16 protein-coding genes are annotated in these 14,147 nt (G+C 65.2%); 3 read left to right on the forward strand and 13 right to left on the reverse strand.

The genetic code is table 11. The features are described 5' to 3' along the window. The first annotated feature begins 3 nt into the window (after positions 1-3). Complete coding sequence (locus AC1D34_RS22665) at positions 4-135, forward strand: SDR family oxidoreductase (protein ID WP_476825408.1); 132 nt, start codon at positions 4-6, stop codon at positions 133-135. Positions 136-201: 66 nt separating this feature from the next. Here the strand turns inward: AC1D34_RS22665 and AC1D34_RS22670 are convergent, their stop codons facing one another. From AC1D34_RS22670 to AC1D34_RS22720, 11 genes are all read right to left on the reverse strand, one after another. Next, the gene (locus tag AC1D34_RS22670) at positions 202-759 is read right to left on the reverse strand and encodes a L,D-transpeptidase (protein WP_476825399.1); all 558 of its coding nucleotides are present in this window, start codon (positions 757-759) and stop codon (positions 202-204) included. Between the two features lie 98 nt (positions 760-857). Continuing rightward, entirely contained in the window at positions 858-1,592 is a 735-nt protein-coding gene (locus tag AC1D34_RS22675) for an aspartate/glutamate racemase family protein (RefSeq protein WP_476825400.1), read from the reverse strand. Then, positions 1,589-2,740, reverse strand: a complete 1,152-nt coding sequence (locus AC1D34_RS22680; protein ID WP_476825401.1) for a saccharopine dehydrogenase family protein — start codon at positions 2,738-2,740, stop codon at positions 1,589-1,591. Before AC1D34_RS22680 ends, AC1D34_RS22675 begins: the two co-directional genes overlap by 4 nt. 7 nt (positions 2,741-2,747) lie before the next feature. Then, entirely contained in the window at positions 2,748-3,545 is a 798-nt protein-coding gene (locus tag AC1D34_RS22685) for an amino acid ABC transporter ATP-binding protein (RefSeq protein ID WP_476825402.1), read from the reverse strand. Positions 3,546-3,558: 13 nt separating this feature from the next. Next, complete coding sequence (locus AC1D34_RS22690; RefSeq protein ID WP_441492123.1) at positions 3,559-4,221, reverse strand: amino acid ABC transporter permease; 663 nt, start codon at positions 4,219-4,221, stop codon at positions 3,559-3,561. Between the two features lie 49 nt (positions 4,222-4,270). Further along, positions 4,271-5,098, reverse strand: coding sequence for a transporter substrate-binding domain-containing protein (locus tag AC1D34_RS22695; protein ID WP_441492122.1), 828 nt, complete (start codon positions 5,096-5,098; stop codon positions 4,271-4,273). Between the two features lie 121 nt (positions 5,099-5,219). Then, the gene (dapA, locus tag AC1D34_RS22700) at positions 5,220-6,128 is read right to left on the reverse strand and encodes a 4-hydroxy-tetrahydrodipicolinate synthase (protein WP_441492121.1); all 909 of its coding nucleotides are present in this window, start codon (positions 6,126-6,128) and stop codon (positions 5,220-5,222) included. Between the two features lie 25 nt (positions 6,129-6,153). Further along, entirely contained in the window at positions 6,154-7,560 is a 1,407-nt protein-coding gene (locus AC1D34_RS22705; RefSeq protein ID WP_441492120.1) for an aldehyde dehydrogenase family protein, read from the reverse strand. A gap of 3 nt (positions 7,561-7,563) precedes the next feature. After that, positions 7,564-8,850, reverse strand: a complete 1,287-nt coding sequence (locus AC1D34_RS22710) for an FAD-dependent oxidoreductase (protein ID WP_476825403.1) — start codon at positions 8,848-8,850, stop codon at positions 7,564-7,566. Beyond that, positions 8,843-9,103: a 2Fe-2S iron-sulfur cluster-binding protein gene (locus AC1D34_RS22715; protein ID WP_476825404.1), complete on the reverse strand. Its 261-nt coding sequence runs from the start codon at positions 9,101-9,103 to the stop codon at positions 8,843-8,845. The genes AC1D34_RS22710 and AC1D34_RS22715 overlap by 8 nt, the downstream gene beginning before the upstream one ends. Continuing rightward, the gene (locus AC1D34_RS22720) at positions 9,103-10,260 is read right to left on the reverse strand and encodes an NAD(P)/FAD-dependent oxidoreductase (protein WP_476825405.1); all 1,158 of its coding nucleotides are present in this window, start codon (positions 10,258-10,260) and stop codon (positions 9,103-9,105) included. Before AC1D34_RS22720 ends, AC1D34_RS22715 begins: the two co-directional genes overlap by 1 nt. Positions 10,261-10,328: 68 nt before the next feature. Here AC1D34_RS22720 and AC1D34_RS22725 point away from each other — a divergent pair, with 68 nt between their 5' ends. Further along, positions 10,329-11,303, forward strand: a complete 975-nt coding sequence (locus tag AC1D34_RS22725) for a LysR family transcriptional regulator (RefSeq protein WP_476825406.1) — start codon at positions 10,329-10,331, stop codon at positions 11,301-11,303. Between the two features lie 181 nt (positions 11,304-11,484). Here the strand turns inward: AC1D34_RS22725 and AC1D34_RS22730 are convergent, their stop codons facing one another. Continuing rightward, positions 11,485-11,679, reverse strand: coding sequence for a DUF6494 family protein (locus AC1D34_RS22730; protein ID WP_441492115.1), 195 nt, complete (start codon positions 11,677-11,679; stop codon positions 11,485-11,487). A 115-nt stretch (positions 11,680-11,794) separates the two neighbouring features. Then, positions 11,795-13,309 (reverse strand): M81 family metallopeptidase, encoded by a 1,515-nt coding sequence (locus AC1D34_RS22735; protein ID WP_476825407.1) that lies wholly within the window; start codon positions 13,307-13,309, stop codon positions 11,795-11,797. A 192-nt stretch (positions 13,310-13,501) separates the two neighbouring features. Here AC1D34_RS22735 and AC1D34_RS22740 point away from each other — a divergent pair. After that, the coding region (locus AC1D34_RS22740; RefSeq protein WP_476825409.1) for a M81 family metallopeptidase at positions 13,502-14,147 on the forward strand (646 nt) is incomplete at its 3' end.

The raw sequence follows: 14,147 nt of genomic DNA on the forward strand, positions 1-14,147 counted from the left end.
GTCCTGGAGCGCGTCCCGCTTGGGCGGATTGGCGCACCACGCGACTGCGCCGGAGTGGCGCTGCTGCTGTGCCGCGACGAGGGGGCCTATATCAACGGCGCCGAGATCGCGGTCGATGGCGGATTGCGATTGTAGCCCGCGCGGCCCGCGGCTCTCGCGTAGCATGCGGGGCTCATGATGCTGTGATCCGGGGGCTTCCCGTCACCGCAGCACGACGACCTTGGTACCAGTCATGACGCGATCGTAGAGGTCGACAACGTCGCGATTGGTCATCCGGATGCAACCCGACGACACGGCTGCCCCAATCGTGTTGGGCTCATTGGAGCCATGGATGCGATACAGGCTTGATCCGAGATAGAGCGCGCGTGCGCCCAGGGGATTGTCGATGCCGCCCGGCATGTAGCGCGGCAGATCGGGCCGGCGTTTCAGCATCTGCGCGGGAGGCCGCCAATCCGGCCACTCGCGCTTTCTCGTGACGATCTTGGTCCCCGACCAGCTAAAGCCCTGCCGTCCGACCCCGACGCCATAGCGGATCGCCTGCCCATTCCCGAGCACGTAGAAAAGCCTCCGCTGGCTCGTTGAAATGACGATCGTGCCGGGCGCGTATTGCCCGCGCCAAGGCACGATCTGGCGCGGGATCGCCTGTTCGCTGAAGATGTTGAGGAAGTCGGCAAGCCCGCGGCTGACCGTATTGTCGTAGGCGTAGGTGGGCGCTGAGAGCGCCAGCGCCGCAACGAAGAGAATAATAGCGCGCAGCATGACCCGCCCTGCAACGCCCCCAGCTGGCGATTCAAGGGAGAAATGGAGGGGGCGTCAAGACGGAATGCGCCAGCGCAGACTGGGACGGAGCCCGGAGTTCAGCGCCGCACATATCTTGGAGGCGTCAAGCTGCGCGCGAACCAGTCGATGAAGCCGATGATGTCGAAGACCGGTCGTCCGGTCGCCTCCGCAATCGCAGCGGCATGAGGCGGCAGATTGGTGCATTCGCACAGGATCGCCCCCACATTGGGGTGCCTGGCCACGAGCGCCAGCGCTGCATCGACGACCTCCCGATCGAGCGTAGCGAAATCCGAAATCCCGCCCTGGCCCCCATAGACGCGGCGAAACAGGCTCTCCGGCGCCAGGCCCTCGATCGGCGTGTCCGTCCTGACACCGACCGCATCGAGGTGCCTTCGTGTCAGCGCTTCCGCTGCGAAGGTGAGAATGCCGACCTGTTGGCCGGCGGGAAGCATCGCCTCGATCACCGGTGCCTGGAGCAGGCTGCTGGTCGCCACCGGCACTGGCAGCGCCGCGGTCATCTCCTTCTGCAGGAGCGCCAGGAAGCCGCAGCTCGTCGTGATGCCGCGCACGCCGGTCGCGACGAGATCGAGCGCTGCAGCGATGAAGGGCTCGAGCAGTCCCGCGGCTTGCCCATGGACCACCGCAGCGGGATTCGCGCCGCGCACAACCCGGAACTGGACCGGGAACGACCATGTCGTTCCGTTCCCGATATCCCCGGGCAGACGCTGGAATTGCGTGTCGAGCATGAGCACACCGATCCCGAGATCGGCGACCACGCCGTTTGTCCGCGCGGGAGTGGGATTGCTGTTCACGATGCCGTTTCCAGGCTCGAGTGCTCGGCCGAGGCGGTCGTGATCCCGTCGAAGAACCACGAGAGGAAGCGATTGGCGCGCAATGCGTCAATCGGGATATCCTCCTGAGCGATCAGTCCGCAGCCGCTTAGCCGTCCCTCCCGAATGAGGTCCAGGACGGCGGCGACATGGGATGCCGCAGTCCGCCGCATCGCGCTCAACGAAACGGTGCCGACAGTCGCGGGAACGACGTGACGCGCGAACCGGTGTTCGATCCGCCGCCCGTTCCGCAGGCCGACGGCCGTGATGAAGACCAGGAGCCGGTCGTCGTCGATCTCGGGGAGCGCGTTCAGAAAGAGGTTCCGCAGCTGATCCACCCGGTGCCGCAGTTTCAGATCGTCCAGCAGGAACTTCATGTAGTCGAGATGGCCGGGATAGCGGATCGTCCGGGAGACCAGGCTGTCGACACGCCCCTCCAGGCATGTGCACAGGCTCAGGGGGATATTTCCGGAAACGAAGACCTCGTAGAGGCTGTCGTCGAGACGGAGCTGCTCCTGCTCGGACAGGGGAGGCAGGCGCGTTACCTTGCGGTTGATCAACGCGGTCGAGGGCTGCAGATATTCGCGCAGCAGGGCATCGACATCCCAGGTGAGGCCGTAGCCGAACCGATTGGTCGAATGCCGTGGCAAGGTGCCGATCCGGACATTCACCTCGCTGCCTTGCATCACACCCCTGGACAAGAGGTCCAGCACCAGCGGCGAGATCAATCCTGGCGATACACCGCATTGCGGAACGAAGCAGCTGGAGGCCGACCCGGCCTCGCGTCGAACGGCCTCGAGGCCGGGCGTATCATCGCTCAGATCAAGGTAATGCACGCCGCTGCGCCGGGCTGCCGCGGCTATGGGAGGTGTCGCGGATGATGGCAGCGCGGCCACCACCGCGTCGGACCGGGCCAGCAGGCTGTCCAGCTTGGATGGGTTGGCGGGATCGATGTCCACCAGGCGCAGATTGAGATTGCGAGCGCTTACCCGAGCCGGCTCCGTCGGATCCACGATCACGACGTCGAACTCCGGGGCCTCGCGAAGCAGGACCGCCAGCGCCGAGCCAATTCTGCCGCCGCCAACGATCACGACGGAAAACGGGCCGTGTTTCTCCCCAAGCCTGTTCATCGGTTCATCAGGCATGGAAGCGCGACAGGAACRCTTTCAGGCGCTCGTTGCTCGGGCTGCGCAGAATATCGGTCGGCGAGCCCTCCGCCGCGATGCGCCCGGCTTCCATGAAGACGATCCGGTCCGACACGTCGGCCGCGAAGGAGATCTCATGGGTGACGATGACCATCGTCATTCCCTGATCCGCGAGGCTGCGTACGACGCCGAGAACCTCGCCGACCAGCTCGGGATCGAGCGCGCTCGTGACTTCGTCTAGGAGAAGGGCATCCGGCTGCATGGCCAGGGCCCGCGCGATCGCGACGCGCTGCTTCTGTCCGCCGGAAAGCTGGTTCGGCCAGGCATCGCGCTTATCGGCAAGCCCGACCTTCGCGATATAGTCCATCGCGATCTCGACGGCCTCGGCCCGCGGCTTGCGCTGCACGATGATCGGTCCTTCGATCACGTTCTCCAGAACCGTCTTGTGGGGAAACAGATTGAAGTGCTGGAACACCATGCCGACATGGCGCCGCAACTCGCCCTGCCCCATGAAATGGGCATCGCCGACATGTTTCAGGCCAACGCGCCTGCCGCGGAAGAGGATATCGCCGGCATCGGGCCTTTCCAGCATGTTCATGCAGCGGATGAAGGTGGACTTTCCCGAGCCGGAAGGGCCGATGATCGAGAGGACCTCGCCGGCTTTCACCGCCAGGTCGATGCCATGGAGCACCTTCAGGGCCCCGAAGTTCTTGGTGACGCCGGAGGCTTCCAGGAGGGAGCCGGACGAAGCGGACGAAGGCTTGGAGGTCGACGAAGGTTTGGAGGTCATGGAACGCCTTTCCTCAATTGCCCGCGCGCATGCGGCGCTCGACGACGTCGGCGAATTTCGTGACCGGGAACAGGATGACGAAATAGAGGATCGCGACAGCCGTATAGGCCTCCAACGGGCGATAGGTCTGCCCGTTCACGACGGTCGCCATATAGGTGAGGTCCGCGACCGAGATGACCGATACGAGCGAGGTGTTCTTGAACTGCGTGACCGACTGATTGATGAAGGCGGGCATCATCCTGCGGATCGCCTGCGGCAGGACGATCCGGCGCATGACTTGCCATCCCGACATGCCGATCGCGGCGCCTGCTTCGGATTGCCCCTTGTCGATCGAGACGATGCCACCCCTGAAGACTTCGGCATAGAATGCGGCCGCATAGAGCGACAGCGTCGTCATCGCAGCCGCCCAGTTCGGGATGTCGATCCCGAGAATCAGCGGCAAGGCGTAATAGATCCAGAGCAGCTGCACGAGCAGGGGCGTGCACCGGAACAGCTCCTGGAAGCCCTGTGCGAACCAGTTCAGCGGTCCATTGCCCGACAGCCGCGCGAAGCAGACCGCCAGGCCGAGGATCAGGCCAAGTGCGATCGAGCCGATCGTATAGACGACGGTGATCCACGCCCCCCACAGGAAGAGATCGCTCGCCTGGAGGATCGGGGCAAAGCTCCACGTATACATGTTCTCTCCAGCCTTCCGTGGAGGCGGCCCTCGCGGGCCGCCTGGGAGTTCAGCCGCCGAAGCCGAAGCCTTCGGGCATATCGTCCAGCGTGATGCCGAATGGCTCCAGGCTGTTCACGATCCAGGTCTGGTTGTTGCCGATGCGGCGGTTGTATTCGGCCCAGGAGGAGATGAAGGCCTTCCACTTCTCGTCGGTTCCCCAGTTCATAGCCACCACCGAAGGGGTGGAGAGCACGGGCTGCGGCACCATGACCTTGCCGATGCCGCTGGCCTTCTTGGCCATGACGAGGCCGTTGAGCATCGTGTTCACGAGGCCATCGGCCTTGCCGGTGACGACGGCGACGATCGCTTCATCGCGGGACTTGAACCGAAGCATCTTTGCCTTCGGCAGGTATTGCTGCGCGATGAGATCCTGGGAGGAGCCGAGATCGACAGCAAAAGTGTATTTGGGATCGTTGAGCTCGGCCCAGCTCCGCTTCGACAATTCCGGCTTGGGCGAGACGATGACGAAGCTGTTGAAATAGGTCGGCTGGGAGAACGCGACCGACAGCGCCCGTTGCGGCGTCGCGGTGACGCCCAGGGCCAGATCAGCCTTGCCGCTCTGCACGTCCAGGATCGAATTGGGCCAGGTCGATTCAACGACCTGCAATTTGACGCCCAGCGTCTTGGCGATGTCTCTGGCCATCTCGATGGCAAAGCCGCGCCATTCGCCGGTCCGCGGATCCTTGTTGAAATAGGGATCCTCGTTGAGAATTCCCGGGATACGCAGAACGCCGCGAGCGCGCACAGCTTCCACGGTATCCTCGGCTCTGGCCGTTCCCGAAAGCGCCAGCAGCGAGAGGCCGGCGGCGCAGATTGCCCGAAGGACTTGTTTCATGGGTCTAAACTCCGTTCCCCGCCGATGTACTCGGCCTTGCTCCGATATCCGGATTGACGGCAGCGTAGGCGAGCCACCCTCGCGAACAATGCGAGAGTAGCCCCGCTTCCTACCGGTTTTTTTATATGTTGGCGGTTGTCTCGTAGGTCTTGAGGCTCGCCTCGAGCGACGCAAGGCTCTCCGGGCGCAACGGGGCGAGCGGCGCACGGATTTCGGCGCTGATGGCCCCGGTGCGGGCGAGCGCTGCCTTCAGCGGTACTGGATTGCTCTCGATGAAGAGATGTCCAATCACGTCGAACAGAGCCTCATGAAGGCGCCGGGCCTTGTCTGTCTCGCCAGTGACCCAGGCCTTGTGCAGAGCGACGATGTCCTTGGGCAGCAGGTTCGAGGCGACGCTCGTCACGCCGTCGGCGCCGACCGCGAGGAAGGGTAGGGTGAGCCCATCATCGCCTGAGTGGATCACGAATTCCTCACCGAGGGCACGGCGCAGTTCGGTAATCCTCTCGACCTTGCCGCCGGCCTCCTTGATGCCGACGATGTTGGTATGGGCTTTCGCCAGGCGCGCCGCTGTCTCCGGCGCGATTTCGACTCCGGTGCGTCCCGGCACGCTGTAGAGCATGATCGGGATCTCCACCGCCGCAGCAATGGCGGAGAAATGGTCGAACAGGCCGGCCTGAGAAGGCTTGTTGTAATAGGGCGTGACGATCAGGAGGCCGTCGACGCCTAGCGCCTGCGCCCGCACGGCTTTCCCGATGGCCAGGTTCGTCGCGTTGGATCCTGCGCCGGCCATCACGAAGGCTCGGCCTTTGGCCGCTGCGACCGTGGTGCGAATGACGTCCTCTGCCTCGCTGTCAGTCAGGGTCGCGGCCTCGCCCGTGGTGCCGACCGGTACAAGCCCGGCCACACCCGCTTCCAGCTGCTTCTTGATCAAGGCTTCGAGCGCCGGGGTATCGACCGCGCCGTTCCTGAACGGCGTCACGAGAGCGGTGAAGACGCCAGCCATGCGCTGACGAAGTTGCTTATCGATCATTGTGCAATTCCCTTTTCCCGAAGCCTCAGTCGATGACGACCTTGGTCTCGCTCATTTCCCGCAAGGTCATGTGGATGCCCTCGCGTCCCAGGCCGCTGGACTTGATTCCGCCGAACGGCACGTTCTCGGCCCTGAAATCGGGGCCCTCATTGATCATCACGCCGCCGACGCGCAGTTCGCGCGAGAAGCGTTTGACCAGCGCATGATCGTTGGTGAAGACGCCGGCCTGGAGGCCGTAGATGCCGTCACTGACCTCGGCGATGACGCTGCCGACATCGCTGAAGCGGCGGACTGCCAGAACCGGGCCGAAGGTTTCGGAGCGCACGAGGTCGGTGCCTTCCGACACGGCGTCGAGGAGCGTCGGAGCAAAGAGCGTCCCCTTCCGGACGCCGCCTGCCAGCAGCTCTGCCCCATCGGTGACCGCCTGCCTGACGCGCCGCTCCACCTCCATGGCGGCCTGCTCATCGATGACGGTTCCCATGACCGTGTCCGCATCGGCCGGATCGCCCGTGCGAACGGCCTCGATTCTCGCGACGATGCGCTCCAGCATGGTTTCGCGAATGGAGTCGTGAAGGAAGAGGCGCTTCACCGCAGCGCAGCTTTGCCCGGCGATCTCGAAACGATGGCCAATGGCGACGTCGGCCGCGCGGTCCAGATCGGCGTCGGGCATGACGATCAGCGGGTCATTGCCACCGAGCTCCATCAGGCAACGGACCAGGCCGGATGCGTTCTTCAGCGCTAGCCCGGCTGCGGGTCCGCCGGTGAAGCTCAGAATGTCGATATCGCCGCCGGCAATGGTCGCGGCGACCTCGGCCCCCCCATGCACGACGGTGAACAGGCCTGCGGGAAAGCCGGCCTTGGCAGCGAGTTCGGCCAGACGCGCCGCCGCGAGCGGCGCCTTCGGTGACGGCTTGGCAACGACCGCGTTGCCGGCCGCGATCGCGGGACCGAGCTTATGGCAAAGCAGGTTGAGCGGATAGTTGAAGGGCGTGATCGCCCCGACCACGCCGGCGGCCTCATAGGTGATGGACGCGAACTTGCTGGGCGCGCCGGGCACGATTGCCGTCGGCAGCACCTCGCCATGCAGCACGGTCACCGCATCGCCGGACAGGCGCAGGGTGTTCTGGGCGCGACGGACCTCATTGCGGGCCTCCGCGATCGTCTTGCCGACTTCAGCGCAGATGATTTTGGCCATATCGTCGGCCTCATCAGCGAGAAGCTCCGCGAGGCGGTAGAGCAAGGCCTTGCGTTCCGCCGGAGTGCTGAAGCGGAACTCGCGCCACGCCCGGCGCGCGCCTTGCAGAGCCTTTGCGACCGCGACCTCATCGGCAACCGCGACCTGACCAATTCTGGCGCCCGAGTAGGGATTGAACACCTCGATCTGTGGGGATGCTGTTGCGGCTGCGGGACGTTTCACAAGGGTGATGGTCACGGTCTAGGACTCCAGATCGTCTGTTTTCAGGTCGGCAAGTGCTGCCAAGGACACCGGCCGCAGGGGCCAACGTGGTGGGATGGCCGAAGGCACGGCCTCGCCGCGCAGGGCGGCGATCGTCGGGCCGCAGAAACGCCCCTGGCAGACACCCATCCCGAACCGCCCCATGAGGCGGATCTCCCGAGTCGAGGCATCGTCCGGGAGCGATCTGAAGTCGGAGAGGCGACGCGCCTCGCAGCGGCAGATCAGCGTCTCGGGGGTTGGCTCCGGCAAGGTGGAGCGGAACAGGTTGAAGAGGGCGGCCTGGACATTCCGCGCCGCCGTCAGCCTGGCCTCGACTTGCCCGTCGGGACGCCGCATCCCCAGACGCGCGAGGATCGTGCAAGCTGCACGGCGGCCATCCAGGATGGCCGCGTCCGCGCCCAGGACCTCGCGCCCGTCGCCGGCAAGGACAACGGGAACGGCCCCTCCGGGATCCGAAAGGGGTATGCCGACCCGGTTGGGCTCGATGCCGTCATGCACCAGCACATGCCGGGCGCGCAGACGATGAAGGGAGCCACTGCGCCTGACCCGAATGTCCAGACCCGCATCATCCTCGCGAACGGAGAGGATGTCGGTTCCGGTCCGGTAGGGGACGCCCTGCGACAGGAGCGTGGCGGCGTAGGAAGCCGCCTCGCCGAGTTGCGGCCCTGCCCCGACCATCTGCAGCAGGGCGTTGAAGCGAAGCCATGGACGCCCCCGCTCCAGCACCGCGACCGGCGGGTTGCCCGCCTTGGCAAGCTGTGCGGATACGGCAAGAAGAAGGGGGCCTGTTCCGGCGACCAGGATGGGCCCCGTCGGTGGGACGCCGGTCTCCTTGAGCAGGACCTGAGCTCCGCCCGCGGTCATGACGCCCGGCAGGTCCCAGCCCTCGAACGGATGGATCTTCTCAACCGCTCCGACAGCGATGACTGCCGCGCGGACCGTGCGGGCAAAAACCCTGCCGGCCGCCCGATCGTCGAAGAGATGGCGGCCATCTCCGTCGACGCCCAGGAAGACGGTGTCGGTGTGCAATTCGATGCGGCTGCCGGCAGCCTCGATACGCTGGGCGAGCTCGGCCCAGTTGCGTCGGTGCCGGGCGGGCGTGTGCACGGCGTGGGCCGCGCCGCGGGCCGCCTGGCGGTGGATAGCGCCGCCCAGTTGATCGCGTTGCTCCACCAGAAGCACACGCAATCCAGCCTCAGCGAGAGTGGCCGCAGCGCTTGCTCCGGCGGGCCCGCCGCCGACGACGAGGATCGGAATGTCAGTCATTCCGCCCCCCAACCGCAGGCATGGACCCAATTCTCAACCCGTCCCTAGCGGGCGTCAGGCACGCCTCGACCGGTGCACCACCCTCGACCGAGACGACGCAAGCCTGGCACGCGCCGATGCCGCAGAAGACACGCCCGCGCACCGGAGCGCCTTCCGGACCGAGGCTGAGGATGCCGGCCCGGCCCAAGGCCGCTGCAATCGTCTCGCCGGGGCGGAAGGGCACGACGCGATCGTTCCAGAATATCCGTGACATCATTGGCAGGCCTCGACCCCGGCAAATCGAGCGGGTGTCAGCATCGAAAGATCGGCGGCGAGCGGCCGGTCGAGGACCATTCGCGCGGCGGATTCGCCCATGAAGGGACCAAGGCAGATGCCGTCGCCCTCGAAACCGGTCGCGACGACGAGCCCATCGACATGCGGGTGCCTGCCGATGATCGGCAGCCCATCACGCGAGGCCGTGCGCACGCCCGCGAATGTTCTCACCACGCGCCGCGCCCCGAGCGGTGGATAGAGATCGAGGGCTGCCCGCAAGATGGCCGACACGGTCACCGCGTCTGTTCGATGATCGCTGCGATTGTCCTCTCGACTGCCGCCCAGAAGGAACTGGCCGGTCACCAGCGGGTCGATGACGAGGCCGATATGCGATCTGTCCAGAACGATGCCGCGCTTGGCCGCGAGATAGGAGGCGGCCATGAGATGCCCGTCGATGGCAGGACGCCCGGCACTTGCCCGATCGGTGACGACCATCTGTCCCTTCCGCGGGATAAGGATGTCGCCCAGGTTCAGGAGATGGGCCGATCCGATACCGGCCGCGACAAGGACCGCGTCCGCCGGCAGGATTTCGTCCGCGAGCGCGACGCCGACGGCACGGCCATCCCGCACCACGATCTCGGACACCGACGCCCGGCGCCGCACGGCGATGTCGCTCCGCTGCAGCAGGCGCTCGGTGATCTGGTATCCAAGGGCGTGGCCGTCATCGGGAATCTCGAGGGCGGCCGCGACGCGTTCGCCAAGACCGGGGATGCGGTTCATCAGGTCGGCTCGCGCAACCGCGATGACGCGTTCGCCGGCCTGGGCGAGGTCAGCGCCGTGCTGCGACACGAGTTCCGCTTCAAGGGCGTTCTGCGCGATCAGGAAGGTCGAGCGGCGATGGAACAGCCCTTGGAACAGGCCGTCGGCTTCCAACTGGCCGTAGAAGGCCCTGGCATGACGGGCGAGGTCCATCATCGGCCCCGGGCGCTTGCTGGCCACCGAGACCGCGCCGTCGGATGCGCCGGTCGCACCGGCTGCCGGGCCCGATGCATCCAGCAACGTGACCCTTGCGCCCGCGGCCGCGAGGAAATGGGCGGCGGCAGCACCGACGATTCCTGCGCCAACCACGGCGACATGCATTGAGGAGGGGCGGGCCATGACGGCGATCTTGTTTCCCAGAAGAGGTGCGCCGAACCTCTTCCGCTTCGCCCGGCCGGTCGATCCAAATGATCGGCGCCGACTTGCCTCATTGTTTGAAAGTGGCGGAAATCGCTCTGCTGTGGGACATGCAGGTCGCTTTCCTGGGAGGGGCTGCCATGCGTGACGCCAACCTGACGCTCATCCAAACGTTCTTCATCGTTGCGCGCGACGGCTCCTATTCCGCAGCCGCGCGCAAGCTCGGCATGAGCTATCAGTCTGCCGCCAATCATGTCCGGCGGCTTGAGCAGGTTCTGGGAGAGCGCCTGGTGGTCTCGGAGCAGGGCGCGAAGACGGTTATTCTGACGCCTCGCGGACGCAGCCTCTACAAGTTGCTGCTGCCTGAGCTGGATACGATGCTCGCCCGGCTCGACCGCACCCTGGACAAGGAGCGTCCGGTCCTGCGTATCGGGCTTCCGCAAGCCATCTTCTACTATCTCCTGCCGCCGGTCCTGGCCCGCTTCCGTGAGTGTTACCCCCAGGTGGAGATCGTGGCCTATGAGCGCGACACGTCGCTCCCGGAACTGATCAAGGACGGCAGCCTGGATGTCTGCATTACCGAACGGTATTTCGGGGACCCGAACGTTCCGCAGCACCTCGTCTGCACCTATCGGCMGGCGCTGATCTTCCCGACGTCCTGGGGGGACCCGCCTTCGCCGAGCAGCATCAAGGATTGGGCCACAGGCCGGCCGTTCGTGACCTACGAGCCAGGCCAGCTCCTTCGCAATCTCGCGGTCGATTATCTCAGGCCACAGGATTCCGAAATGGAGATCGCGATCTCGACGTCGGGCAGTTCGAGCGTCAAGCGATGTGTCGAGGCTGGCCTCGGCTTTGCGATCATTCCGGAATGGTGCCTGGGGGAGCAGGAGCCAAATGTAACAAAGGTCGATATAGATGGATTGCCGGAGATTCCGATTTACTTTGGTGAGGCAATTTTTCTATTCAATAATACCTATGTCAAATCGCTGAGGCAATTGTGTACGGATCTGATTAAATTCTATTAGAAGTCGAATTTTGCTTAGCTATTACAGATTTCAAGCATTGCATGAGGCCTTCCCTGATCGCTGGGTAGCGCCCTGCTACAGGCGAATGCTCGCGAGCGCGAACGCGGCGACCTTCGCAGCCAGGTGAAGCGATCGGCTGCCGATGCTTCCGCGGGGGTTCTGGGCCACTCCGCCAGCCGCCTCAGCGGAGGTCGATGGTTGTCTCGACACTATGCTGAAGCGAGGGCGCATCGTCTGACGTAAGCGACATGCGCAGGCGCACGACGCGTCCTTGCAGGTTTCCCTCGCGTACGACGCGCTCGATCTCCCGTTGAGAGGTCACCCCGACCTCCTTCAGGAACTTCCGGACGGCCATGTTGAAACGGTCCTCATCCATGATCGCTCTCCAAACTCGCTGCCAAGGGCCGCGTACATTGGWGATACACCCGGATGAGCTCACCGGCAGCACCCGCGCAATTGAGCGCGCATCGGCTTCCGGCGTCGGGGGCCGCTCAACGGTCGTCCGGCGCGTCATCCGGATGGATTGGGAAGACTGGCCGGCGGAGCTGCGTGTAGGGCAGCGAAGCGATCTTGCTGGTGCAGGGGCCGGGTGTTGCAACCGTGTAGCTGCCCTTGGCGATCTTGTCGTAGGCACGCCGATGCGCGACGGCCGCTTTGACGCCGATCGCCTTCAGGGTCTCCGGGGGGATGCCCTGCGAGCGGAACTGCCCAAGGTCGAAGGGCGGCGTCTTGCGGGTGGTCAGCAGCACGCTGATCCCGCGTCCAGTAGTCACCACGGCAGAGGGCCCCATGCTGAAATGGGCGCCCTGCGAGGCAGCGAGATGGCTGTTCAGATCCTCCAGCGCAAAGTCACCATCGCTTGAACTGACGAACCGGGCCTCGATCTCGAGCGGGCCTTCGGCGATGGCGCTCCCCTTGCCGCCGACCGAGATCCAGCGGACATCGCCCGGCCTGGCATCAGCGAGCGCAGCAACCGCCGCGGCGTCGGCAATGGCAACGGCACAGTTCTCAACCTGATGGCGTAGGAACGCGCGGAGCACGGATGTTCCGTCGCCGGGCGCGCCGCCACCGATATTGTCCGCCGGCTCGACGACGATAAAGGGGCCGCCCGGGAGACGCAGCAGCTCCGCGACGGCGCCGTCGAGATCCCACTCGCTCGGCAGGCCGAAGGCGCGCAGGGCCACGGCCGTTTCAGTGAGCCGCGCCAGGGCTTCGCGCGCCTCAGCTTCCGCTCCCGTGGTCACCACGCAGAATGCGACGCCGGCCTCGGGAACATCGGAGAATGAATAGCCGCCGACGACGTTGACAGCCCAGATCGCGGGATCGTCGGTTTCAATCGCCCGAGCCATGGCCTCAAGCTCGCGCATCGGCCGATCGGCCGTTCCGGTTCCTGTCGGGGGCCACATGACGGGGGCGTTGCATGAATACATGCGCGGAAGGCTGTTCTCGTTCAGGGCCCGTGCGAGCAGCTGCGCTGCGCGCTTGGCCGATTCCCGCGCATCGGTGTGCGGGTTCTCGCGATAGGCGACGAGGCCATTGGCGTGGGCAGCCATGGCCGCGGTGAAATTCGCGTGGAGGTCGAAGACACCGAAGACCGGCAGGTTTTCGCAGCCGGGCACCGCACGGATATGGGCGAGCAAAGCACCCTCCGGGTCGAGACATGCCGACGTCACCATGGCACCGTGCAGGGCGAGCCAGATGCCGTCGAGGCCGCCATCCGCGAGCGCTGCCCTGAGCCCCGCGTCGAACTCGTCCCGGAAGCGGTCGAAGACAGCCTGTTCGACGGTGCCCGAGGGCAGGGCCGTGTAGTCGATCGTCGGCACGACCTGCCACCCCTCGGCTTCGGCCACCTCCAGGAAACCATCGAGGGTGGATCCGTCTCCGCGCCGCTGCAACACCTCGCCGCCGCGCCGGATCGTGAAGTCGGCGAGGCTCGTAACCTCGTCGATGAAGCTGTGCGTCTCGTGAAACAGCGCGGCGAGCAGGATGCGGCGGGGGCGTGCCATGCTGGGGAAACCAATCTCGACAGGAAGCGGCGTGGCACCATTTCGGACGCGGGGGCGTTCCGGATCAAGACGCCATTATTCCGTCAGGAGAAACCACTCTGCTTTGACAGGGGGAAGCGACCTCCCGTTAGATCCTGGCGGGGGAGCGGGACGGTGCGGTTGCGTCGTGTCGCCGAGCGGGGGGCTATCTGCATGCGCGTCTTCGTTGCATCGCTGGCGACTGAAACCAACACCTTCGCTCCGCTCTTCGTCGATCGCAGCGCCTTTGAGGCGGCCTTCTACTGTCCGCCCGGTACGCACCCGGAAACGCCGACGCTGTGCTCGGCGCCGGTGGTCGCCGCCCGCAGCCGCGCTGCCAGCGAGGGCTACACCCTGATCGAGGGCACGGCGACATGGGCCGAGCCTGCAGGGCTCGTCTCGCGCGAGGGCTATGAAAGCCTGCGGGATGAAATTCTTAGCCAGCTTCGTGAGGCGCTGCCCGTCGATATCGTGCTGCTGGGGCTGCATGGCGCAATGGTTGCGCGCGACTATGATGATTGCGAGGGCGACCTGATGGCGCGCGCCCGCGCGCTTGCCGGCCCCGATTGCGTCATCGGGGCCGAGCTCGACATGCATTGCCATCTCACCACTGAGATGGTCGATGCCGCCGATGTCATCATTGCCTTCAAGGAGTTTCCGCATACCGACTTTCTCGATCGGGCGGAGGATCTTCTCGAGCTCTGTCTGCGGACAGCGCGCGCGCAGGTGAAACCCGTCAGCGCCGTCTTCGACTGCCGCGGAATTGCGAGCTTCATGACAAGCCGTGAGCCAGGCCGCAGTTTCGTCGACCGTATCAAGG

The sequence above is a fragment of the Allobosea sp. P1_A7 genome (genome assembly GCF_056406775.1).